Source organism: Rhodococcus sp. CH91, from assembly GCF_022554085.1.
Lineage (GTDB): Bacteria > Actinomycetota > Actinomycetes > Mycobacteriales > Mycobacteriaceae > Rhodococcus.
Window position 1 is genome coordinate 624,393 of sequence record NZ_JAKFYR010000002.1, and the last position, 23,373, is coordinate 647,765.

Below are 23,373 nucleotides of genomic sequence, written 5' to 3' on the forward strand. Positions count from 1 at the left end.
CCAGACAAGGAGTCAGACCCATGGGAAGAGTTGAAGGAAAGGTCGCGCTGATCACCGGTGCGGCCCGCGGCCAGGGACGCTCGCACGCCGTGCGGCTCGCCGAGGAAGGGGCGGATGTCGTACTCCTCGACGTGTGCAGGTCGATCGACTCGGTGCCGTATCCGCTCGCGACCGGGGACGATCTGAAGGAGACCGAGGCGCTCGTCGCAGCGACCGGTCGGAGGGTCCTGTCCCGCGTCGCCGACGTCCGGGACCAGTCGCAGCTCGACGCGGCGGTCGCGGACGCGATCGGTACCTTCGGGCACATCGACATCGTCTGTGCCAACGCGGGCATCGTCGGTTTCCGGCCCACCTGGGAGCTGAGCGATGCCGAATGGCAGGACATGCTCGACGTCAACCTCACCGGCGTGTTCCACACCGTCCGTGCCGTCGTGCCGGAGATGATCCGCGCCGGCCGTGGCGGATCGATCGTCATCACCAGCTCGATCCAGGCGATGCTCGGCTCGGCCAACATCGGGCACTACAACGCGTCGAAGAGCGGTGTCGTCGGCCTCATGCGGACTCTGGCCACCGAACTCGGTCCCCACGGGATCCGCGTCAACACGGTCAATCCGAGCGCTGTGGAGACCCCGATGCTGCACAACGACGCGACCTTCCGGATCTTCGGGCCCGATCTCGAGAACCCGGGTCCGGACGACCTGTGGGAGCGTTCCAAGGACCGCAATCCCATGGGTATCGGCTGGGTGGCGCCCGAGGACATGAGCAACGCCGTGTTGTTCCTCGCCTCGAACGAAGCGCGATTCATCACCGGCGTGGCACTGCCGGTCGACGCGGGGGTGCGACTGTGACCGCTCTGGACAACGAGATCCGGCCCGAGACGGCCGGGGTGCCGCGCCGACTCGAAGGTCGGCGGATCTTCGTGACCGGCGGGGGAAGCGGCATCGGTGAGGCCGTCGCGAAGCGACTGGCCGCCGAGGGCGCGGCGGTCGCGGTGACCGATGCTCGTGGTGAGGCCGCCGAGACGGTGTCCGCCTCGGTTGCGGAGACCGGTGCGCAGACACTGGGGCTGCGATGCGATGTCGGCGACGAGACCTCGGTCGGTGACGCGGTGGCTGCCGCGGTCACCGAGTTCGGGGGTCTCGACGGTGTGGTGACGTGCGCGGGGATCAACGGGACGGCGATGCTCCACGAGATGGAATTCGCTCATTGGGAACGCATCCTGCGGGTCAACCTCACCGGCACCTTCCTGCCGCTGCGCGCCGCCCTGCCGCACCTGCTCGCGGCCGGCGGCGGTTCGATCGTCACCGTCGGTTCGGTCGCCTCGCTGGTGGCCACGAATCTGAACACCCCCGGTTACGACGCGTCCAAGGGGGGTGTCCTGCAGCTCACACGATCGGTCGCGATGGGCTACGCGGACCGGAACATCCGGGCGAACTGCCTGTGCCCCGGACTGGTGCGAACGGGCCTGCGCGTGAACTCGCAGGCGCTGCAGGGCCCCGAGCCCGAGGCGACGCGCAGCCGGGTGGTGGAGAACACCGCCCTCGGGCGTTCGGCGGACCCGGCGGAGATGGCATCGGTGGTGGCCTTCCTGTTGTCCGACGACGCCTCCTTCGTGACCGGCGCGGCGATCGCCGCCGACGGCGGACTGACCGCCAATTGACTCCCCGCCCGCTGCGGCGGGCACGACACAGAGGTGACCCACACATGTCCACCGACCCGACCTGGCGCAGGGATTCCTGCGCCATCGCAGGAATCGGAACCACCGCGTTCTCCAAGGACTCCGGTGTCTCCGTCACGGCGCTCGCCGTCGAGGCCGCCGCGGCGGCCCTCACGGATGCCGGACTGACCCCAGCCGACGTCGACGGCGTCGTCCGCAACGATATGGATCTCGTGTCGTGTGCGGCCCTCGCCGACGGCCTCGGTGTCCCACACCTGACCTACTGGGGAGAGGCCGGACCGGGCGGTTCGGGCCCAGCCGCGATGGTCGCTCAGGCCGTCGCCGCCATCATGAGCGGACAGGCGACCACGGTCGTCGTGTTCCGGTCGCTCAACGGCCGTTCGGGCCGCCGGTTCGGTCTCTCACCGGTTGCCACCCCCGAGGTGGGCGGCAACGAGACCTTCGAGGAGTTCTTCGGTCCGTACGGGCTGTTGTCGTCCGGCCAGTACTTCGCGCTCATGGCCCAGCGCTACATGACCGAAACCGGCCTGACCTCCGAGCAGCTGGCGCAGATCGCATTGGTGACGCGCAAGCGTGCCAATGCGAATCCGGCTGCCCAGATGTACGAGCGGACGATGACGCTCGACGACTACTTCGACTCGCGCATGCTGTCGTCGCCGCTGCGCCTGTTCGACTACTGCCTCGAGACCGACGGTGCCGCAGCGGTCGTCGTCACCACTGCCGAACGCGCCCAGGACCTGCGGCAGACACCGGCACTCATCCGATCGGTCGCGATGTCGACCTGCCGTCACCCCCAGCCGGGCCTGATGTACCCGACGCTCATGCGTGAGGACATCACCGCCCTGCCGTCGCGGGAGTGCCAGGACACCCTCTACAGCCGGGCCGGTCTCGGTCCCGCGGACATCGACGTCGCCCAGATCTACGACTGCTACTCGATCACCGCCCTCATCCAGCTCGAGGACTACGGGTTCTGCAAGCGCGGCGACACCGGCGACTTCCTCGCCGAGGGGCAGATCGACCTCGGAGGAGCGATACCGATCAACACCAGCGGAGGACACATGTCCGAGGGATACATCCACGGAATGAACCACGTCGTCGAAGGGGTGCGGCAGATCCGCGGCACCTCCACGAGCCAGGTCGAGGGTGCACAGGTCTCCCTGGTCACCTCGGCCCCGCCGCCGGCGGCGTCGGCACTGATCCTGGTGGCGGCATGAGCGCCGCAGCAGCCGCGAGCGCGGCGACCACCGGCCGGCTCCGCCCTCTCGTCACCGAACGGGGCAGCGCCGGCTTCTTCTCCGCCGCTGCCGAGGGCCGCATCGAGATCCTCACCTGTGAGGACTGCGGACGGCGCATCCACCTGCCGCGGCCGCGCTGCGTGTACTGCGCGAGCACCGAGGTGTCGTGGCGGCCGGCGCCCCACACCGGCACCGTGTACAGCCATACCGTCGTCGAACATCAGGTGCACCCGCTGTTCCCGGTCCCGTACACCGTGATCGTCGTCGATCTCGACGGAGAGCAGGCCGGCGTGCGCCTGATCGGCAATCTGCCCGGTCGCGCGGACGTCACCGCCGGCACCCCGGTCCGCTGCACCTTCGAGAACCTCGGCGAGGACGCAGCAGGAAACTCCGTCGTGCTGCCGGTCTGGGAGATCGACACCGACCGCGAGAACGCCGGAAGCGGGGAGCGACGATGACCACGACAACCCCCCGCCTCCTCGAACCCGGCCTGTTCGTCGACGCCACGCCGGACGCCGCGCTGCGCGGTGCGCGATGTGCGCGGTGCGCGACGGTCACCTTCCCGGCCCAGCAGAGCTGCCCCCGCTGCGGGGCTGCGGAGATGAACCCGGAGGTACTGCCGACCGCGGGAGTGCTCTGGTCCTACACGGTCCAGTCCTTCGCACCGAAGAAGCCGTTCCTCACGACCGAACCCTTCACTCCCTTCGGCGTCGGGTACATCGACCTCGGTGACGTGATCGTGGAGTCCCGGCTCACCGTGAACGACCCCGACGCGCTGCGTATCGGGATGCCGATGCGGTTGTGCCGCATCGTCAACCACCTCGACGAGGACGGCACCGAGGTCGTCACCTTCGCATTCGCACCGAGCAAGGAGGAGGCGGCATGAAGGTCGCGATCGTCGGAATCGGCATCCACCGGTTCGGCCGCACAGAAGGTGTCAGCGGTCTCGACCAGGGCGCCTACGCCGCCCGGCAGGCGATGGCCGATGCCGGGGTGGAGTTCGAGGACATCCAGTTCGCGTACGGTGGCAGCGATTCGGCCGGCAACGCCGACACCCTGGTGTCGACCCTCGGGCTCACCGGCCTGCCGTTCGTCAACGTCTCCAACGGGTGTGCCACCGGTGGCAGCGCGCTGACCTCGGCGGTGAGCCGCATCCGATCCGGCGAGTCCGATCTCGGCCTGGTCGTCGGTTTCGACAAACATCCCCGGGGAGCGTTCAATCCTCGTCCCGAGGACAACGGGCTCGGCCGCTGGTACGGCGAGACCGGGATGATGGTCACCACCCAGTTCTTCGCCATGAAAATCCAGCGCTATCTCGTCGAGCACGGACTGCCGAAATCTCTCTTGGCTACCGTCGCGGCGAAGGCCTTCCGGAACGGCTCGCTCGCCCCACACGCGTGGCGGCGCACGCCGCTCACCGAGGAGGAGATCACCGGGTCGACGATGGTCAACGACCCGCTCACGCAGTACATGTTCTGCTCCCCGGCCGAAGGTGGGGTCGCGCTCGTGCTCGCCCGCGCCGACCGCGCCCACCGGTACACCGACACCCCCGTATTCCTCGAAGCCGCCGAACTGCGCTCACGGTTGTTCGGTTCGTTCGAGGTCTTCAGCCCCTGGATCTCACCCGATCGTGCCGACGGTCCGACAGTGACTGCCTCCCGCGCCGCCTTCGAGGCAGCGGGAATCGACCCGGGCGACATCGACGTGGCGCAGATCCAGGACACCGAGGCCGGTGCGGAGATCATGCACCTGGCGGAGACGGGCCTGTGCAAACACGGTGAGCAGGAGACGCTCATCCGCTCCGGAGCCACCGAGATCGGCGGGGCGATCCCGGTCAACACCGACGGCGGGTGCATCGCGAACGGGGAACCGATCGGCGCGACCGGTCTGCGTCAGGTCTACGAGAACGTCGTACAGCTGCGCGGTGCGGCGGGGGACCGGCAGGTGCCGGGCGGCCCCAAGGTCGGATTCACCCACGTGTACGGGGCACCGGGCATCAGCGCGTGCACCGTCCTCACACGCTGAATCGGCGACCGCATCGCCGACGAGAACTTTCATCACACGGTAGGAGACGATCGACATGGCATGGGATTTCGAAACGGACCCGGAGTTCCAGGAGAAGCTGGACTGGGTGCAGACCTTCGTGGACGAGGAAGTGGCACCCGTCGACCGCGTGATCGAACACGCCTGGGACGTGACCGATCCGACACGCAACAAGCTCATCCGTCCTCTGCAGCAGATCGTGCGGGAGAAAGGCCTGTGGGCCTGTCATCTCGGCCCGAAGCTCGGTGGTCCGGGTTACGGGCAGCTCAAGCTCGCGTTGCTCAACGAGATCCTCGGCGCCACCCACAGTGGTCCGGTGGTGTTCGGCTGCCAGGCACCGGATTCCGGTAACGCCGAGATCCTCGCGCACTACGGCACCCCGGAACTGAAGGAACGCTACCTGCAGCCGCTCATCGACGGCGAGATCGCCTCCTGCTACTCGATGACCGAACCCCAGGGCGGGTCCGATCCGACCAGCTTCGTCACCCGCGCGGTGCGCGACGGCGACCACTACGTCATCAACGGGGAGAAGTGGTTCTCCTCGCATGCGCGGTTCTCGTCCTTCCTCATCGTGATGGCCGTGACCGACCCCGAGGCTCCCCGGACGAAGCGCGCGTCGATGTTCGTCGTTCCGATGGATACGCCCGGCATCGAGATCGTCCGGAACGTCGGTGTGTGGGGTCACCAGGAGTCCGAGGGCACGCACGCCTACATCCGGTACACCGACGTGCGGGTCCCGGCCGACCACCTGCTCGGGGAGGAGGGAGAGGGTTTCGCAGTCGCGCAGACGCGTCTCGGCGGCGGACGGATCCACCACGCGATGCGCACGGTCGGCCTGGTCAAGGCATCGCTGGACATGATGCTCGAGCGTGCCGTCTCGCGGCAGACGCGTGGCCGTTCGCTCGCGGACATGCAGTTGGTACAGGACATGATCGCCGAGTCGTGGGTCGAGCTCGAGCAGTTCCGCCTCCTCGTGCTGCGCACGGCGTGGAAGATCGATCAGCTCGACGACTACAAGAAGGTCATCGCCGACATCTCCGCCGTGAAGATGGCGATGCCGAAGGTGCTCAACAATGTCGTCTCCCGCGCGATCCAGCTGCACGGCTCGCTCGGTATCTCCACCGAGATGCCGTTCGGCAAGTGGTTGCTCGAGAGCTACCACATGGGCCTGGCGGACGGCGCGACCGAACTGCACAAGCAGCAGATCGCCAAACAGCTGCTGAAGACGGCGACGCCGGCCCCGGGGCTGTTCCCCACGACCCACCTGCTCGCTCAGGACGCCGCAGCGGAGGCGAAGTTCGGGCTGCCGGCGCTGGGGGTGCAGTGATGACGGGCATCGCGGAAGAGTCGCGCGCCGAAGGCGCGGAGGAACCGCGTGTCGAGGTCGCCCCCGTTCGTCCCGGTGAGGAGCTCGACTGGGACGCGCTCCAGATCTACCTGCGCGCGCACATCGACGGACTCCACGGGGAATTCTCCGTGCTGCAGTTCCCGCGTGGCTCTGCGAATCTGACCTATCGGGTCGCGTTCGGGGACCGGCTGCTGGTCGTGCGCCGACCACCCTTCGGGCAGATCGCGCGCGGCGCACACGACATGACGCGCGAGCATCGGGTGCTGTCCCGCCTGTACCGGGCCTACGACCGGGCTCCTCGTGCGTTGTTGCACTGCGCGGACACGGATGTGGTGGGGGCGGAGTTCTTCGTCTCCGAATACCGCGAAGGGGTGGTGGTCTGGGACGAGATCCCGGACTCGATGGCACACCACGCCGATGCGGGTCGGCGGATCGGTTTCGCGGTGGTCGATGCGCTCGCGGATCTGCACGCCGTCGACCCGGCGTCGTGCGATCTCGCCGATCTCGGCCGGCCGGAGGGATATCTGGAACGGCAGGTGGCCGGTTGGTCGGCGCGTTGGGACGCGGTCGCCGAGTACGCACCGGGACGGGATGTCGCCGACCTCGTCGAGGAGGTCGGCCGTCGGATCCGAGCCGACATTCCCGCGAGCCGGCGGGCGGGGATCGTGCACAACGATTACAAGGTCGACAACTGCCAGTTCCCGCACGGCGATCCCGACCGGGTGAAATCGGTGTTCGACTGGGACATGGCCACCACCGGCGACGTGCTCGTGGATCTGGGTACCCTGCTCAACTACTGGCCGGACCGGACCGTGGAGCCCGCCTCGGACACGGCGTTCATCGTCGTACCCGGCATGCATGCACTCGATCTACCGTCGCGGGCGGAGATCGTCGAGCGCTACGCAGCGGGCAGCGATCTCGACCTCTCGCGCATCGACTGGTACGAGGCCTTCGGTTGCTGGAAGACCGTGGTCATCCTGCAGCAGCTCTACGCGCGGTTCGTCCGGGGCGAAACCACCGATCCGCGAATGGGACAGCGAGGGGAATTCGTCGCGCCGCTCGCGCGCCGAGCGCTCGGTCTGCTTCCTGCCTGAGCGGCGATCCTGCCCGTTTCCGCCCCGAGACCTCGAGGAGAGGCCGTGCCCACCATCGGACTGTGCACCTACGGAATCACCCCCCACGACGCGCTCGATCTCGCCCGCGCCGCGGACGAATTCGGATTCGACGCCCTGTGGCTGGGGGAGCACGTGCTGCACCCGGCCACGTACGCGAGCGAACATCCGTCGACGGGAACCCGGCAGCACCATTCGGGGCCGATCGTCGACGACACCACCGAGCTCACCGATCCGCTCGCCCTGCACGCGGCGATCGCGGCGATCACCGAGCGCGTGAAGCTCGGCACGGCCGTGTATGTCACGGCTCTGCGCCATCCTCTGCACACCGCGCGGAGCACGATCACCGTCCAGGAGATCAGCTGCGGCCGGCTGCTCTTCGGCGTCGGTGCCGGTTGGCTCGCGGAAGAGTTCGCCGCGCTCGATGTGCCCTTCGGTAAGCGCTTCTCGCGTACCGACGAGTGTGTGGAGATCCTGCGCAAGGCGTGGGGCGGTGAGTCGTTCTCGCACGAGGGCACTCACTACCGGTTCGACGAAGTGCGAGTGCATCCTCGACCTGTAACCGTGCCGGTCGTCTACGGAGGCAACGGTCCTCGTGCGCTCGCGCGTGCGGCGCGCCTGGGTGACGCCTGGATCTCCTCGGGCACACCGACCTTCGAGGAGGCTGTCGAGGCGGTGGGCATCCTGCGCCGGCACCGACTGGGCATGGGCGCGAATGCGGAGTTCCCGTGTTACGTGCGGGTCGAGGTCACCGAGGCGACCACCGCGGCCGATCTCGAGCGTTATCGAGAACGCGGAGTCGACGATCTCGTCGTCTGGGCGGATGCAGGGTGGAGGGGTGCGACTGTCGCGGAGCGCCGCGAGAACCTGGCGGCTCTCGCGGACCGGCTCGGGGTGCGGTCTCCTGCGGTCCTCCGCTGAACCGAGTACGAGAGGACCCCGCGGCGTCGGCCGCGGGGTCCTCGTCGTTCACGAGGTGCGTGGTCAGTGACCGGCGGTGGTGCCGGTGACGGGGATCAGCGCGCCGGTGACCGAGCGGGAGGCGTCGCTCAGGAGGAACGCGATGATCTCGGCGAGGTCGGCCGGGCGGGCCCACGAGGAGGTATCGGCGTCAGGCATGGCCTGCCGGTTGGCGGGGGTGTCGATCATCGACGGCACCAGGCCGTTGACGCGGATCGAATCGGGTGCGTACTCGACCGCCAGGCTCTGGACCAGCGCTGCCACAGCGGCTTTGGAGGCGATGTAACCGGCGGCTCCCGGGAAGGGGTGTGTCGCGGCCGCCGAACCGATGCACACGACCGAACCACCGCCGCGCCGGATGAGTTCGGGCAGCGCCGCCTGGGTGACGAGGTAGGCGATCCGCAGGTTGAGAGAGAGTTGGGCGTCGAGCACGTCGACGGGGGTTTCGTGGACGCGGCTGCCCGAGTGGAAGCCTCCGACGAGGTTGACCAGTCCGGTCAGCGGCCGGGATTCGTCCCCGCCGGCGAGGCCGACGATCCGCTCCACATCGTTTTCGTCGGACAGATCGGCTTCGACGAGCACGAGGTCGGGGTGGGGCGCCAGTCGCTCGGTTTCGGCCTCGTCGTACCAGGGAACGACGACCCGCGAGCCGGTCGCCAGGAGGCGTTCGGTGACTGCGGTGCCGAGACCGCCGGTTCCGCCGGTGACGACGACGGAACCAGGTGTGAGGGAAAGTTCGCTCATGACGAGGCCTTTCGATGCCGGGAGGGTGGCTGCCGTCCTGGAAAGACGGAGAGGAACACGATGACCGAAAACATAGCCATATTTCGTATGTTCGCGAGCATACCGCGTTCAGTGGCCTACGTCACCCTGCGAATCGTAGAGGCGGTCTTCGTTGATCGAAGGCGGGTGGCCTGCCCGAGCGCGGTGGCGATGCGGACCGGAATCCCGATGGGCGTGCTCGGCAGGGGAGTGCTCAGCGCCAATCCACGCGCTCGTCCAGCATTCTGGGGTTGAGGGCGGAAAGGCGGTCGATCACTTCGCGCATGTGTTCCCGTGCGAGGCGACGGGCGCCTTCGGAGTCGCCTGCGGCGATCGCGCTGTGGATCGCCTTGTGCGGCCCCTCGAAGCCTTCGCGCTCCTCGTCGTCCCAGACATCGGGGTGAGCCTCGAGCATGCGGAAGGTGTAGATGTGTGCGAGTGCGGACCCGGTGAGAGTGAGGACGTAATTGCCGGACATCTCCCGCAGTGTCTCGTGGAATCCGACGGCCGTGTCGATGACTTCGTCGTTCGTCATCTCGGGCGCGATGTGTTTGCCGGCGAGAACGTCCAGGTCGATGTCCTCGCCGGCCGCGACACGGTCGGCGAGCATCGCGGCGGCGAGCCCCTCCATCTCCAGTGCGGCCTCGGCCACCTCACGGAATCGAATGCCTTTCGCCTGCAGATACATCGACAGGGTGTCGCCGAACTCGCTCCCCGTGGGTTCGGAGACGATCGGTCCGCCACCGAGTCCCTGTCGTACCGTCACCAGGCCCTGGGCCTCGAGTAGGCGCAACCCCTCGCGCACGGAGGCGCGTCCGACGCCGAAGCGCCGCGCCATCTCGGACTCGGCCTCGAGAGCGGAACCGGGAGCCAGTTGCCGATCTGCGATCTCCTTGGCGACCATGCGTGCCACGGTGCGCGAGACCTTCTCGTTGCGAGTCATGGCTACCGCGCGCCGGCGCGCGGCGGTATCCGACTGCGAGTTCGTGAAGTTGCGCGTCATGGTGTCCTCGTCGTCTGTGCAGGGACCCGTACTCGGCCGAGCGGGGTGAGCGTGCGGCCGAGTATAGGGAGGGAGCTCCACGATCGAGGCTACTCCACAAATATATGTATGTTTCGGTTGGTTGATGCTATACCACTGTCTATGACTCGGGACACATGTTCACCGGAAAAGTCGACGACGAATACGGGCGTAAGGGTTCTCGCGGGCCAGCACGTGCTCGTCACCGGGGGAAGTGAGGGGATCGGCTACGGGATCGCCGAGCGTCTGCTCGACGCGGGCGCGACCGTCTCCCTCGCTGCTCGCCGGCCCGGGGTGCTCGACGCGGCGGTCGAGAGACTACGGATGCAGTGCGGAGACTCGAATCGGGTCTCCGGTGTCGTCGCGGACATCAGCGACGCGGACTCGATCACCGCGATGTTCGAGACTGCGGAGGGCCGGAACGGGCCGCTCAACGTCCTCGTCGCCAATGCCGGGAGCGGGAGTGTGGTTCCCTTCCTCGAACTCACCGCGCAGCAGTGGCGGGACTGCATCGAGCTGAACCTGACGGGGACATTCCTCTGTGTACAGGCGGCAGCGCGATCGATGGTCGAGCGCACGGACGAGAACCGGTCCATCATCGTCGTCTCCTCTATCCGGGCCCTCGGCGCGCGGCCCTCGCTCGTTCCCTACGGCACTTCGAAGGCCGGGCTCAATCAGCTCGTCCGTCTCACCGCCTACGAGCTCGCGGCGACGGGGGTGCGCGTCAATGCACTGTCGCCCGGCATCACCGCGACCCCTCTCGCCCAGGACCGCAACAACCTGTTCGATGAGCGGGCCGCGACGGTCCCCATGGGCCGGGCCGGCACGCCGGCGGACATGGCCGCTGCCGCACTGTATCTCGCGAGTCCGGACTCTGCGTTCGTCACCGGCACGAATCTCGTGGTGGACGGGGGTGAGTCGCTCTACTGACCCCATCCTGCACAGCGGCACCTCGCGGCCTCCCGAAAAATTGTGATGTACAACGCACAAAACATTGCTATAGTTGTGGTGTTTCCGCTCGCGTTCGAGCTTCCGCCGAATCTCCGACCCGCATCCGACGGAGTCGTTCGGCGCTCACTTCCCACCCTGTGCACGGCCTCTCGCGGCCGTGAGACGACGAAGGAGAAACACTCGATGACCACAGTGATGAACGGGATCAAGGTCGTAGAGGTGGCGCTGTACGCGTTCGTCCCCTCGGCGGCGGCGATCCTCTCTGACTGGGGAGCCGACGTCGTCAAGATCGAGCACTCGGATTTCGGCGACCCCACCAGGTCCACCGCGGCCTGGGGCGTCCCCGCCCAGGTCGACGGCATCGCGAGCCTGTTCGAGATCAACAACCGCGGAAAGCGTGCCGTCGCACTGGACATCGCCCACCCCGAGGGCCGCGAGGTCCTCATGAAGCTCGTCGAATCCGCCGACGTCTTCATGACGAACTTCCTGCCCGATGCACGCGCCAAACTCGGTATCGACGTCGAGGACATCCTCGCGCGCAATCCGCGGATCGTGTACGCACGGGGTACCGCGCAGGGCGTGGCCGGTCCGGACAGCGACAAGGGCGGTTTCGACGGCATCACCTACTGGGCGCGCTCGGGTGCCGCCGGTTCCATCGCCCCGGACGACCTGGACTGGCCTGCCAACATGCCGGGACCCGCCTTCGGTGACTCCCAGAGCGGCATGGCCCTGGCCGGTGGAATCGCGGCCGGACTCCTGCACCGCGAACGTACCGGAGAGGGCATCGTCGTGGACACGTCGCTGTTCTCCGTCGGTGCCTGGGCGATGCAGGCGACGATCGCGGGCTGCCAGATGGTCGGCGCCGACGAGTTGCCGTATCCCGACCGGCACAATCCGGTCAACCCCGTCTCGAACATCTACCGGACGAGCGACGGCCGCTACATCCATCTCGCGCTGCTGCAGAGCCAGAAGTTCTGGCCGGGTCTGTGTGAGGCGATCGGCCTGTCCCACCTGATCGACGATCCGCGCTTCGCGACCTTCGAGGATCGTGCGCGCAATTCCCGTGAGTGCACGACGATCCTCACGGAGGTCTTCGAACAGCGCACTCTGGCCGAATGGACCGACATCCTCGGCAAGCAGGAAGGCCAGTGGGACGTCTTCCGCAAGCCCCTCGACGTGTTGTCCGATCCGCAGGCCCTGGCGAACGGCTTCGTTCGCACGGTCGAGTACGAGGACGGGCGGAGCCTGGACATGGTGACGGCGCCGACCTCCTTCGGCGGGCAGGTCCCGACGCTGACGCGGGCTCCCCGCCACGGGGAACACACCGACGAGGTGCTGCTCGAGCACGGTCTCGACTGGGACCGCATCGTCGAACTCAAGATCGCCGGCGCGATCAAGTAGAGCGTCTCCGCTCGATCGAACGGAGCTTCCCGTTGCGGCCGGAGGCCGCCGCCCTTCCCGCGCACTCGCGCACTCGCGCACCGACAGTTTCGCTTCCCTATCTCCACAAGGAGGAGTTCTCGTGTACGACCTTCGAGATATCAAGATCATCGACACCGATACGCACGTCGTCGAACCGCCGGACCTGTGGACGTCCCGGATGTCGAAGAAGTGGGGCGATCTCGTGCCCCACGTGCGGTGGGACGAGCAGCGCGGTGACGAGGCATGGTTCGTCTCCGGTACCCGGATGAGCGCCGTCGGTTCCCCGGCGATGGCCGGCTGGCACGAATACCCGCCGAGCTGCCCGCCGCGCTTCGTCGACACCGATCCGCGTTCGTGGGATCCGGGCAAGCGCCTGGCACTCATGGACGACTACGGCATCCACGCGCAGATCCTGTACCCGAATGTCGCAGTCTTCAGTCAGAAGACGTTGCAGTCCAACGGCTCCAACGAGTTGCAGCTCGAATGTGTCCGTGCCTACAACGACTACCTCACCGAGTGGGCGCAGTTCGCGCCCGGCCGCTACGTCCCGGTGGGCATCCTGCCCTTCTGGGACATGGACGCCACCCTCGCCGAGATCGAGCGCGTCGCGGCCGCGGGCCACAAGGGCCTGGTGTTCACGCAGAATCCGGCCGCCTTCGGGCTGCCGGTGCTGACCGATCCGTATTGGGACCGGCTGTGGGCCTCCGCGCAGGAGAAGAAGCTGCCGATCAACTTCCACATCGCCTCGGGGGAGGTCGATCTGAGTGGCTTCGGGCACGAGAGCAACGGCGTGGCAGCCAACTACGGGATGATGGGCATCTCGTTCTTCATGGACAATGCCCGCACGATCTCCCAGCTCATCTTCGGCGGCATCTGTGATCGCTTCCCGGAACTGAAGTTCGTCTCCGTCGAATCGGGTATCGGCTGGATGCCGTTCGCGCTCGAAGGTATGGACTGGCAGTGGCGGAACAGTGGCGTGCACAAGGAGCACCCGAAGTACGAACTGCTGCCCAGCGAGTACTTCAAGCGGCAGATCTACGGCTGCTTCTGGTTCGAGCAGGACTCCGCACGCAGCGCGATCGAGCAGCTCGGGGCCGGCAATGTCCTCTACGAGACCGACTACCCCCACCCCACGTCGATGTCTCCTGGGCCGGCGAGTGACGCCGTCCGCCCGGACGACTATCTGCGCCGTAATTTCGCGCACCTGTCGGAGGCGGATGCACGCAAGATCCTCCACGACAACGCTGCGGCCCTGTACAACCTCGACTGACGTCCCGGTCCCCGGGTGCCGGTCCCCCCGACGGGTGGGCCGGCGCCGACGGTCCGCGACAGATCCCCGGCGACCGGCCGGTGACATGGATCTCTCGCGCCGCTGGACTGTGACATAAATCTCCGTTAATATGCGTATGTTCCCAATGGATGCCGAGCGGGTAGTTCCTGCCACCGGCCGCGGACCGACCAGTAGCCCGACTGTTCCACTGCGGACAGTCTCAGCCAGTGGAGTATTCATGTCCCTCTCGGAATTCGAGACCCGTGCCCGCGCCTGGGTGACCGACACCCTGGCCCGTCTGGCGTTCACCGTCCGCGACGACGAGTACGACGTCTCGGTCTTCCATGATCTCCCCGAAGACGAGGAGCGAGCGCTCCTCGACCGCCACCGCAGTTGGCAGCGCGAGAAGTTCGACGCCGGTTACGGTGCGCTCGGATGGCCGAGCGAGTACGGCGGCACCGAAGCGGGAACCGAGATCGCGGAGGCCTTCGCGCGTATCGAGAACGAATTGTGCCCGCTCCCGCCGCACGAACTCGTCTCGGTCACCCTGCATCTCATCGCTCCCACCATCAGGCTTCTCGGTACCGACGAGCAGAAGCAGCACTTCCTTCCGCGGATGCTGCGCGGCGAACTGCTCGCCTGCCAACTGTTCTCCGAGCCCGAGGCCGGATCCGACCTCGCGAATCTCGGAACTCGCGCCGTGCGGGACGGCGACGACTGGATCGTCTCGGGACAGAAGGTCTGGACGTCGGGAGCGCAGTTCGCCGAGTGGGGTGAACTCATCGCCCGCACCGATCCCGACCAGCCCAAGCATCAGGGCATGACCGCATTCCTGGTTCCCCTCGACGCGCCCGGTGTCGAGATCCGCCCGATCCGCCAGATGTCCGGGGGCAGCAGCTTCAACGAGGTCTTCCTCGACCGGGTCCGCATCCCCGACAGCCTTCGTCTCGGGGAGGCGGGTAAGGGATGGTCAGTCGCCCTGACCACACTCGCCTTCGAACGCGAAGGCGGCTCCAACACGGCGAACGTCGGCGGGCAGTTCGCCCAGCTCGTCGCCACGGCCCGGCGCCTCGGGCGCGACGAGGATCCGCGTGTACGCGAGCAATTGGCCCGGGTGTACCTGCGCCAGCAGCTCGCCGCGGTGGACCTGCTGCGTGACCGTCAGGCCCGTGACGGCGGGGCCGCCCCCTCGGCGATCGGATCCGTCCGCAAGATCCAGTGGGTCGACAAACTTGCCGCGGTCTCCGCTGCGGCACGAACGGTGTTGGGGCGCAATCTCGTCGCCGACGCAGGCATTCCCGGTACCTACGAATGGAATGCGCACGTTCTCGGCGCCCCCGGTTACAGCATCGCCGGCGGATCGGATCAGATCCAGCGCAACATCGTCGCCGAGCGCCTGCTGGGTCTCCCCGCGGAGGCTCGTGCAGACCGCGGCCTGACCTGGCGTGAGGCGCGCACTCGCGTCCACGACCGCGCCACCTCCGGAAGCTGAGCACCCCCGCCGTCCCGGCGCACCGCCCCCTTGCGCTCCCGGCGCACGGTCGCTCGACTCTTCCAGAAAACCCCGAAAGGTCTGTCATGAGATTTCCGTCGCTTCGCCGCTCGATTGCCGGAATCAGCATCGCTGCAGTGACGTTCGCAGTCGCTGCGTGCAGCTCCGGTGCCACCGAGGTGTCCGCCGAGGATCTCGGTCCTGCCGGCGACAGTGCCTGGGACGAACTGGTCGAGGCCGCCCGGCAGGAGGGTTCGGTCACCTACTTCACCGGCCAGCCGACGGACAACCTCCAGGAGCTCGCCTCCCGATTCGAGTCGGCGTACGGCATCGAGGTCGAGATCGTCCGCGACAACGACGCCAACCTCCAGACCAAACTGGCGGCGGAGGCGGAAACCGGTCGTCACACGGCGGACGTCATCGCCACCGCCTCCCGGCCCTGGGCGGACACGCGCCTGGCAGAGGAGGACTTCGTCCCGGTCACCGGCCCCGCTTTCGGTGCCGCCGAGTTCGACCGCGAGAAGTTCCTGCGCGACGACGACCGGATCTTCCTCTCGTCGGCTGCGGTCCTCACCTACGGCTGGAACACCGGCCGGGTCCCGGACGGCGTCGACGGGTATGAGGACCTGCTCGATCCCTCGCTGGCGGACGGGAAGATCGGCGTGATGCTTCCGGTCTCGTCCGCCATCGTGGACTTCTACGACTTCCTGCAAGACACGGTCTCACCCGACTTCGTCGAGAAGCTCGCCGGTCAGAAGCCCCGCACCTATCCGGGCGCGCAGGCGATGGCCCAGGCGCTGACCTCCGGTGAGATCGCCGCGGCCATCTACACCATGCCGCTCACCGCGGAGAAGGAAGCCGGTGCTCCCGTCGATTCCGGTCTACCCTCACCGGTCTTCGGTGCCCCCTTCTTCACCGGGATCCTGGCGAACGCGCCGCATCCCAACGCCGCACAGTTGTTCGCGAACTTCCTGGTGACAAAGGCCGGGCAGGAAGCCGTTGCCGACCGCGCCGGATCCGTGCTGCCCGACATCTCCACGGCTGCGACGACCGCGGACGACATCTGGGTCAACAGCCGGATCGTCACCGCCGGCGACACCGAGACGTTCCGGGCCGAGTTCGCGCAACTGTTCGGCTCCAGTCAGTAACCACCACCGCCGGTGGCGCCGCACCCGGCGCCCGGCGAGCCTCCGGTGATCGATCGGGTCCCGGACACGAGAGGAAAAAACATGAAGGTCGGAGAACGTCTCAAGAGCCCCGTGTGCGGCGCCGAAGTCGTCGTCGTCCGTGTGGACGACAGCGTGACCGGACCCCTGTTGTGCGGGGGAGAACCGATGGCCGCCGACGCTGCACCGGACGCCCCCGTAGCGACGAATCCGGGACTGCTGATCGGGAAGCGATACGAGGGTGGGGGAATCGAGGTGCTGTGTGTACGGCCCGGCGCCGGCCCCCTGGTGATCGGCGACGCAGTGCTCGCCGAGAAGCAGGCGCGCCCCCTCCCGTCCTCGGACTGAGCAGACCCCGACGCCGGGCAGCAGCCCACACCCGGCATCCCCAGGAAAGGCGACAGCATGATTCTCTCGAGCGCGGTCGGCGCAGAGGACACGGCACTCCTCGTCGACACCATCCGGGTCGCCGTCGGCAGAGCCGACCCGGCCGACGGACGGTCCGAGCGGGTCTACCGCGACGGTCCCCTCGATCACGATCTGTGGTCCGTGCTCGGCCGCGAGATCGGAGTCGGCGCCCTCGCCGTCCCGGAAGCATTCGGTGGACTCGGAACCTCCTACGCCACCGTGGCGGCCGCCCTCGAAACCCTCGGCGCGGAACTGACCCGCGTCCCGGTGCTGGGCAGCGTCATCGCCGCCACCGCTCTCGCGCGCTGCGCGGAGCATCCCGTCGCCCGCGCCCTCCTCGAGGAGATCGCATCGGGAACGAGGATCGTCGCCATCGTGGTCCCCGGGGATGAGATGGCTTCACCCGGTGAGGGCACCTTCCGGGTCGTCGTCGGCGACGACGGTGCGGCCCTCGAGGGCTCGGCGGAGTTCGTTCTCGATGCGGCCGTGGCGGATACGCTCCTGATCCACGCCGTCGACCGGTACGGGACCCTGGGCCTCTACGCCGTCGACCGTGCCCACCTGGCGGTCGAACCGATGGAGACCACCGACGCCACCCGGAGCCTGGCACGTGTCCGCGCCGAGACCACCCCGGCCACTCTGCTCACCGACCGGCCCGAACCCACTCGTGTTCGCGACCACGCGCTTGTGGCGCTGGCCTGCGACAGTCTCGGCGTCGCCCGTACCTGTCTCGATGCCGCGGTCGCCTACGCGAAGGAACGCGTCCAGTTCGGCCGCGTCATCGGCGAGTTCCAGGCCGTCAAGCACATGCTCGCCGAAGTGGCCGTGGCCGTCGAACTCGCGGACTCCGCTGTGGCCCACGCGGTGTGGGCGGTCGAGGAGGGCACCGCCGACGATCTCGCCGAGGCGGCAGCCATCGCGGCGCTCGCCTGCGGGGACGCCGCCGGCCTTGCCACGGCGACCAACGTCCAGGTGCACGGGGGCATCGGCTTCACCTGGGAACACACCGCCCACCTGTACTACCGCCGGGCCCTGAGCTCGAGCGTGCTGTGGGGCACCGCCGACGAACACGCACAGCGGCTGTATCGGCTCGCGACCGGCCGCGCAGACCGGGAAGGCGGCACCCCGTCCACTGAACCCGTCCGCGAACCGGCAGCCGCCCTGTTCGCCACCGAGCCCTGATCTCCGATGGTCGGAAAGTGAGTACACGATGTCCCATGTCTCGATACGCCAGCTGCTGAAGAACTTCGACGGCAAGCCCCCGACGGTGGCTGTGGATCACCTGGACCTCGAGATCGAGGACGGTGAGTTCCTCGTGCTGCTGGGCCCGTCCGGCTGCGGCAAGACGACGACCCTGCGTTGCCTGGCCGGGCTGGAGCAGCCCGCGAGCGGTTCGATCACCCTCGGCGACCAGGCGGTCTTCGACGGTGCCCGCGGCGTGAACCTGCCCCCTGACAAGCGCTTCATCGGCATGGTCTTCCAGTCCTACGCGCTGTGGCCGCACATGACCGTCCGCAAGAACATCGCCTACCCCCTCAAGTCGCGCAAGCTCACCGACGCGCTCGAGAGTGGGCGCGTCGAGGAGACCGCAGCCCTGGTGGACTGTGAACGTCTGCTCGATCGCCTTCCGGCGGAACTGTCCGGCGGCCAGCAACAACGCGTAGCCCTGGCCCGCGGCCTGGTCTCCCACCCCGATCTCGTCCTGTTCGACGAACCGCTCAGCAATCTCGACGCGCGTCTGCGCGATCAGGTGCGGGCCGAACTGCACGACCTGCATCAACGCAAGCCGTTCACGGCGGTGTTCGTGACCCACGATCAGAGCGAGGCCCTGGCTCTGGGTACCCGCATGGCGATCATGCGGGCCGGCCGGATCGTCCAGATCGGGCCGCCGCGGGAAGTCTTCGAGGAGCCGGTCGACGAGTACGTCGCGGGGTTCACCGGCATGTCGAATCGTGTGCCCTGCGAATACGTCGACGGCCGCTGGTACGCGCTGGGCACCGAGATCCACGGTATGCAGCCACGGGCCGAGGCCTCGGTGGGCTCGTTCGTCCTGCGCCTTCGCCCGGAGAAGGTACGGCTGGTGACCGATGTCGCCGACCTGCTGCCCGGCGAGGCCGGTATGGCGGTGCACATCGACGACGTCGAGTACGGCGGGCTGCACTTCGACGTCATGTGCTCGGTGGTGGGCGACGGCGCGGCGCGGCGCCAGCTGCACGCACGGATCCCGACCTTCGATTCGGCACGTATGCCGCGCACGGTGGACCGCGGCGCGTCGATGATCTTCGCGTTCGATCCGCTCGACGCCCGGACGTTCGACACCGACGGCGATGCGCTGGCCGTGCCGCAGCGCGCGCTGACCGGCGCATTGGTGGGGTGAGGCGGACATGGCTGTCATCACGTTGCCGGCCGATGAGGTCGGCACCACCACCGAAAGCGCCCCCCGCGGACGCGGTAACGAAGCGGTGCGGGTCGTCGCGCGCCGCCTCGGCGTCGTCGCCTTCGTGGCGCTGCTCTGCTATCTCGTCGTCCTTCCGGTGGTACGGCTGCAGGCGACGGCCTTCGAGGACGGAGCCGCCGGCTACGAACGTGCCTTCGGTCTGCCTCGCATAGGCCAGATCCTGTGGAACACCGTCGGTCTGGCGTTCGGTTCATTGGTGATCGCGATGGTCCTCGGTACCGCGCTGGCGTGGGCGGCGAACCGGCTTCCCCGACGACTGGCGGCGCTGCAGATCCTGCCGATCCTGCCGATCGTGATCCCGGCCGTCGCCGCGATCGTCGGCTGGGCATTCCTGCTCTCACCCCGCCCCGGCTATCTCAACGCGTTGCTGCGGAACCTGCCGTGGTGGTCGCACCTCGAGGAAGGTCCGATCGACATCTACTCGATCCAGTGGATCGTGATCATCACCGGGTTCTCGCTCAGCTCGTTCGTGTACATGTTCGTCCGGTCCGGCTTCGAGAACATCAACTCGGAGATGATCGAGGCGGCTCAGGTCTCGGGAATGCCGGAATGGAAGGTGTTCTTCAAGATCACCCTGCCGTTGCTGCGTCCCACCCTCATCTACGGCGCGGGCGTCGCCCTCCTGCTCGGCCTCGGCCAGTTCACCGGGCCCCTGTTGCTGGGTACCAACACCGGGGTCAGCGTGCTGACCACGGAGATGTATTTCCAGATCAGTGATTCCCCGGCACAATTCGCCTCCGCGGCGGCGCTCGGCTCCCCGCTGCTGATCGTCGGGATCGTCGTGGTCTTCGCCCAGAAGGCGATGCTCGGCAACCAGCGCCGATTCGTCACCCACGGCGGCAAGGCGTTCCGCTCCCAGGGACGTCCGTCGAAGACCGGCGTGACGATCATCCTGCTGTTCTCACTGCTGTCGACGGTGCTGCCGTTGCTGGCGCTGGTGTTCGTCGCCCTGTCGCGCTACTGGAGCGGCACCATCACGTTCTCGGCGTTGAGTTTCGACAACTTCCGGACGATCTTCTCCGGCTCGGCGGTGCCCGCCGCGGTCGGCAACAGCGTGATGTTCTCGCTGATCGCCATGGCGATCGTGCTGCCCCTCGGCTTCGTCGCCGCGAATCTCATCGTGCGCGGCTCGAAGTATCCGGTACTGCGGGTCGTCGTCGACGTGCTGGTGTCCATGCCGCTCGGTGTGCCGGCAGTCATCTTCGGCGCGGCCTTCCTGCTGACCTACACGCAGGGACCGATCGTCCTCTACGGCACCCCCTGGGTGGTGATCCTCGTGTACGTGACACTCATGTTGCCGTTCGCGACCCGCATGCAGCTCTCGTCGATGCTCGCGCTGGGCGACACCTATCTCGAGGCGTCACGGGTGAGCGGAGCCGGGTTCGTCGCCACGAATCTGAAGATCCTGCTGCCGCTCATGCGCGGCAGTCTCGGTGGGACCGCCGCTCTGCTGTTCGTTCTGCTCACGCACGAATTCACCGCGTCGTTGCTGGTGCGGGCCTCGCAGACGCAGGTGATGGGTACGATCCTGTTCGAGTACTGGTCCAACGGTGGGTACCCCCTCGTCGCGGCGGTCGCCCTGGTCATGACGGGTGTCACCGCGGTCGGTGTCGCTGCGGCGATGCTGGTCGGCGGGACCGACGCTCTCAGCAAGATGTGACGAGCCACATCGGTATGTCATCGCTGTGCCCGGCCGCGAGGTGCTTGCGGCCGGGCACGGTCCCGCCGGCCGACCGGGGAACGCCGGGCCGGTACGAACGAAAGGACGACAGTTGACGGACAAGGCCGGTTCGGCACACCTTCGAGACGCGGGTGTCGTCGTCACGGGAGCGGGCAACGGTATCGGGCGTGCGCTCGCGCACCGCCTCGCGCAGGACGGGGCCCGGGTCGTCGTCAACGATCTCGATGCCGACGCCTGCATCCGTGTCGCCGACGAGATCGGGGGCATCGCGGTCCCGGGAGACGCGGCGGGCGACCAGGGCGTCACCGATCTGGTCGCCCGATCGCGTGCCGCCCTCGGTGGCGTGGACGTGTGGTTCGCCAATGCCGGAGTCGAGACAGGAGCGGCCGGGACCGAAGCGGCGTGGCAGTTGTCGTGGGATGTCAACGTCATGGGGCATGTCCGTGCCGCCCGGGAACTGTTGCCGGAGTGGCTCGAGCGTGGCACCGGCCGATTCGTGGTGACGGCGTCGGCTGCGGGGCTGTTGACGATGCTGGGCTCTCCTGCGTACTCGGTGACCAAGCACGCAGCCGTCGCGCACGCGGAGTGGCTCTCGGCGACCTACGGGGAGAAGGGCGTGATCGTCCAGTGTGTATGTCCCCAGGGAGTATCGACGGATCTTCTACCGACCGATGCTGCGGGTCGGGTGATCTTCGAAAGTGGTGTGCTCACAGCGGAAGAAGTCGCCGCCGATATCGTCGAAGCGCTCGCTCATGACCGTTTCCTGATTCTCCCGCACCCCGAAGTGGCGGACTACTACCTCCGGCGGGCATCGGATCCGGACCGGTGGTTACGCGCGATGAGACGAATGCAGGACCGTATCGAAGTGGCCGCACGAGAAGAGGTCCGGGTCCGATCGAGCTCGAGCGGGGGAGGAAGGCGGTAGTATCCGTCGGCCGGAGCGGTCCGGTTTGCACGCGCCGATAGCGTGGTCTGCATGAGCGTCGTTCCGAGATCCTGGATGCAGTTGCGATTCGCCGCGGGGACGTACCGATTTCGGGAAAGTCTGTTCGGCCTGCCCGCTCTCATCGTCCTCGCGGGAGCCGTGGTCGCCGAGGTGAGCGGCTACATCGATCGGATGGTCGGCCCCTTCTCGTGGGGACTGAAGATGAACAGCAACGCGGCGGTCTGGCTGCTGAGCACCGTGGCGGGTGCCACGATCACCACGGCCGGTGTCGTCTTCTCGCTGACGGTCGTGAGCTTGCAGCTGGCCAGCAGTCAGTTCTCGCCGCGTGTTATGCGATCCTTCATCCGAGACCGGTTCAGCCAGACGGTGATCGGGATGCTGGTGGCGACCTTCGTCTACTGCGTGCTAACGCTACGTCACATCGGTGCGGACGAAGCCGCACCTGCCCCGACGATCTCGACCACCCTCGCAGTGGTCCTCGCGGTGGCGACCGTGGTGCTCATCATCGCCTATCTCAACCGGCTCGCCCACGGGTTGCAGGTTGGTGAGGTCGTGCGCAGTATCGCGTCGGAAGCGGAGAAGGTCATCTCGGATACGGGTCGGAGTGCGCATCGCGAGATCCGTGCCGAGCAGGTGCCGGAGCCGGATTTCGACGACGGAGCGACGGTCTACGCTCCGCGCGACGGCTGGGTGACACAGGCACCGGCGGACCTCGTGCTGGCCGTGGTGCCGGCGGGGACGGTGGTGCGGCTGGAGACCCGACCCGGCGCGTACATCCACCGGGGAGAGCCGTTGCTGCGGGTTCATCCGACACCGGAGCGTGCCGCGACCCTACGGCGGCTCGAGTCGGCGGTGGAGATCTCGAATGCCCGCACCATGCAGGAGGACGTGGATTTTGCGCTGCGGCAACTGGTCGACATCGCGCTGCGCGCGCTGAGTCAGGCGATCAACGACCCGACGACTGCGACCGAAGTGGTTCTGCGGCTCGGCAGTCTGCTGCGCACCCTGCTGATCACCGACAGTCCTGCGCCGGTGATCGCGGGCCCGGAGAACCGGATCCTGCTGCGCCCGTGGATTCTGTCTCCCGAGGAGTACATCGAGCACGCCTTCGAGCAGATCCGTCAGGCGGGTTCCGCGCAGTTGCACGTCGCCACGGCGCTCGCCCGGGTGCTGCGCATGCTCCTGGACTACGTCTCGGAACACGACCGCACCGAGTACGTACCTGCTTTGGAGCACCAGTTGCGTCTGCTCGTCGACGCGGTCGTCGATCGGCCGGAGTTCCACCCGGAGGACGTGGAGCGCTTCCGTGCCGTCGCCGAGTCCTCGACGGATCCCGCCGAACATCGGCTGTCGTGACGCGGCGTGTAGGACCGGCGACCGGCGGCTACCCGTTCTGCACAGGAAACCGGCCGACGAGAGG

Annotated in this window: 22 protein-coding genes; 20 read left to right on the forward strand and 2 right to left on the reverse strand. The window is 67.6% G+C overall.

The features are described 5' to 3' along the window. The first annotated feature begins 20 nt into the window (after positions 1-20). The 9 genes from MOM01_RS06575 to MOM01_RS06615 are packed head-to-tail and all read left to right on the forward strand — an operon-like array spanning position 21 to position 8,337. Positions 21-848: a mycofactocin-coupled SDR family oxidoreductase gene (locus tag MOM01_RS06575; protein WP_241384573.1), complete on the forward strand. Its 828-nt coding sequence runs from the start codon at positions 21-23 to the stop codon at positions 846-848. Next, positions 845-1,660 (forward strand): SDR family NAD(P)-dependent oxidoreductase, encoded by an 816-nt coding sequence (locus MOM01_RS06580; RefSeq protein ID WP_241384574.1) that lies wholly within the window; start codon positions 845-847, stop codon positions 1,658-1,660. Before MOM01_RS06575 ends, MOM01_RS06580 begins: the two co-directional genes overlap by 4 nt. A 44-nt stretch (positions 1,661-1,704) precedes the next feature. After that, positions 1,705-2,892: a thiolase C-terminal domain-containing protein gene (locus tag MOM01_RS06585; RefSeq protein ID WP_241384575.1), complete on the forward strand. Its 1,188-nt coding sequence runs from the start codon at positions 1,705-1,707 to the stop codon at positions 2,890-2,892. Beyond that, entirely contained in the window at positions 2,889-3,371 is a 483-nt protein-coding gene (locus MOM01_RS06590) for a Zn-ribbon domain-containing OB-fold protein (protein ID WP_241384576.1), read from the forward strand. The genes MOM01_RS06585 and MOM01_RS06590 overlap by 4 nt, the downstream gene beginning before the upstream one ends. Next, positions 3,368-3,799 (forward strand): Zn-ribbon domain-containing OB-fold protein, encoded by a 432-nt coding sequence (locus MOM01_RS06595; protein ID WP_241384577.1) that lies wholly within the window; start codon positions 3,368-3,370, stop codon positions 3,797-3,799. The genes MOM01_RS06590 and MOM01_RS06595 overlap by 4 nt, the downstream gene beginning before the upstream one ends. Then, entirely contained in the window at positions 3,796-4,938 is a 1,143-nt protein-coding gene (locus MOM01_RS06600; RefSeq protein ID WP_241384578.1) for a thiolase family protein, read from the forward strand. The genes MOM01_RS06595 and MOM01_RS06600 overlap by 4 nt, the downstream gene beginning before the upstream one ends. A gap of 55 nt (positions 4,939-4,993) precedes the next feature. After that, positions 4,994-6,283: an acyl-CoA dehydrogenase family protein gene (locus MOM01_RS06605; RefSeq protein ID WP_241384579.1), complete on the forward strand. Its 1,290-nt coding sequence runs from the start codon at positions 4,994-4,996 to the stop codon at positions 6,281-6,283. After that, a complete protein-coding gene (locus MOM01_RS06610; protein WP_241384580.1) occupies positions 6,283-7,398 on the forward strand; it encodes a phosphotransferase family protein in 1,116 nt (371 codons plus the stop codon). The genes MOM01_RS06605 and MOM01_RS06610 overlap by 1 nt, the downstream gene beginning before the upstream one ends. Positions 7,399-7,443: 45 nt before the next feature. Continuing rightward, complete coding sequence (locus tag MOM01_RS06615; RefSeq protein ID WP_241384581.1) at positions 7,444-8,337, forward strand: TIGR03619 family F420-dependent LLM class oxidoreductase; 894 nt, start codon at positions 7,444-7,446, stop codon at positions 8,335-8,337. 63 nt (positions 8,338-8,400) lie between these two features. Here MOM01_RS06615 and MOM01_RS06620 read toward each other — a convergent pair whose 3' ends face one another. Then, the gene (locus tag MOM01_RS06620) at positions 8,401-9,120 is read right to left on the reverse strand and encodes an SDR family NAD(P)-dependent oxidoreductase (RefSeq protein WP_241384582.1); all 720 of its coding nucleotides are present in this window, start codon (positions 9,118-9,120) and stop codon (positions 8,401-8,403) included. 232 nt (positions 9,121-9,352) lie between these two features. Next, complete coding sequence (locus MOM01_RS06625; RefSeq protein WP_241384583.1) at positions 9,353-10,141, reverse strand: FadR/GntR family transcriptional regulator; 789 nt, start codon at positions 10,139-10,141, stop codon at positions 9,353-9,355. A 141-nt stretch (positions 10,142-10,282) separates the two neighbouring features. On the opposite strand from MOM01_RS06625, the gene MOM01_RS06630 reads away from it, so the two are divergent. The 11 genes from MOM01_RS06630 (at position 10,283) to MOM01_RS06680 (ending at position 23,309) form a co-directional block, all read left to right on the forward strand. Beyond that, complete coding sequence (locus tag MOM01_RS06630) at positions 10,283-11,089, forward strand: SDR family NAD(P)-dependent oxidoreductase (protein ID WP_241384584.1); 807 nt, start codon at positions 10,283-10,285, stop codon at positions 11,087-11,089. A 204-nt stretch (positions 11,090-11,293) separates the two neighbouring features. Beyond that, complete coding sequence (locus tag MOM01_RS06635) at positions 11,294-12,511, forward strand: CaiB/BaiF CoA transferase family protein (protein ID WP_241384585.1); 1,218 nt, start codon at positions 11,294-11,296, stop codon at positions 12,509-12,511. Between the two features lie 121 nt (positions 12,512-12,632). Beyond that, positions 12,633-13,802 carry an amidohydrolase family protein gene (locus tag MOM01_RS06640; RefSeq protein WP_241384586.1) on the forward strand — a complete coding sequence of 390 codons (1,170 nt, stop codon included), beginning with the start codon at positions 12,633-12,635 and terminating at the stop codon, positions 13,800-13,802. Between the two features lie 238 nt (positions 13,803-14,040). Further along, positions 14,041-15,294 (forward strand): acyl-CoA dehydrogenase family protein, encoded by a 1,254-nt coding sequence (locus MOM01_RS06645; RefSeq protein WP_241384587.1) that lies wholly within the window; start codon positions 14,041-14,043, stop codon positions 15,292-15,294. Between the two features lie 137 nt (positions 15,295-15,431). Then, positions 15,432-16,442 carry an ABC transporter substrate-binding protein gene (locus MOM01_RS06650; RefSeq protein WP_241384588.1) on the forward strand — a complete coding sequence of 337 codons (1,011 nt, stop codon included), beginning with the start codon at positions 15,432-15,434 and terminating at the stop codon, positions 16,440-16,442. 81 nt (positions 16,443-16,523) lie between these two features. Continuing rightward, positions 16,524-16,808, forward strand: a complete 285-nt coding sequence (locus MOM01_RS06655; protein ID WP_241384589.1) for a hypothetical protein — start codon at positions 16,524-16,526, stop codon at positions 16,806-16,808. Between the two features lie 57 nt (positions 16,809-16,865). Then, positions 16,866-18,050, forward strand: coding sequence for an acyl-CoA dehydrogenase family protein (locus tag MOM01_RS06660; RefSeq protein ID WP_241384590.1), 1,185 nt, complete (start codon positions 16,866-16,868; stop codon positions 18,048-18,050). A 28-nt stretch (positions 18,051-18,078) separates the two neighbouring features. Continuing rightward, positions 18,079-19,245: an ABC transporter ATP-binding protein gene (locus MOM01_RS06665; RefSeq protein ID WP_241384591.1), complete on the forward strand. Its 1,167-nt coding sequence runs from the start codon at positions 18,079-18,081 to the stop codon at positions 19,243-19,245. A 7-nt stretch (positions 19,246-19,252) separates the two neighbouring features. Continuing rightward, the gene (locus tag MOM01_RS06670) at positions 19,253-20,986 is read left to right on the forward strand and encodes an ABC transporter permease (RefSeq protein ID WP_241384592.1); all 1,734 of its coding nucleotides are present in this window, start codon (positions 19,253-19,255) and stop codon (positions 20,984-20,986) included. 112 nt (positions 20,987-21,098) lie between these two features. Further along, complete coding sequence (locus tag MOM01_RS06675; RefSeq protein ID WP_241384593.1) at positions 21,099-21,932, forward strand: SDR family oxidoreductase; 834 nt, start codon at positions 21,099-21,101, stop codon at positions 21,930-21,932. A gap of 51 nt (positions 21,933-21,983) precedes the next feature. Then, the gene (locus MOM01_RS06680) at positions 21,984-23,309 is read left to right on the forward strand and encodes a DUF2254 domain-containing protein (RefSeq protein WP_241384594.1); all 1,326 of its coding nucleotides are present in this window, start codon (positions 21,984-21,986) and stop codon (positions 23,307-23,309) included. The last annotated feature ends 64 nt before the right edge of the window (positions 23,310-23,373 follow it).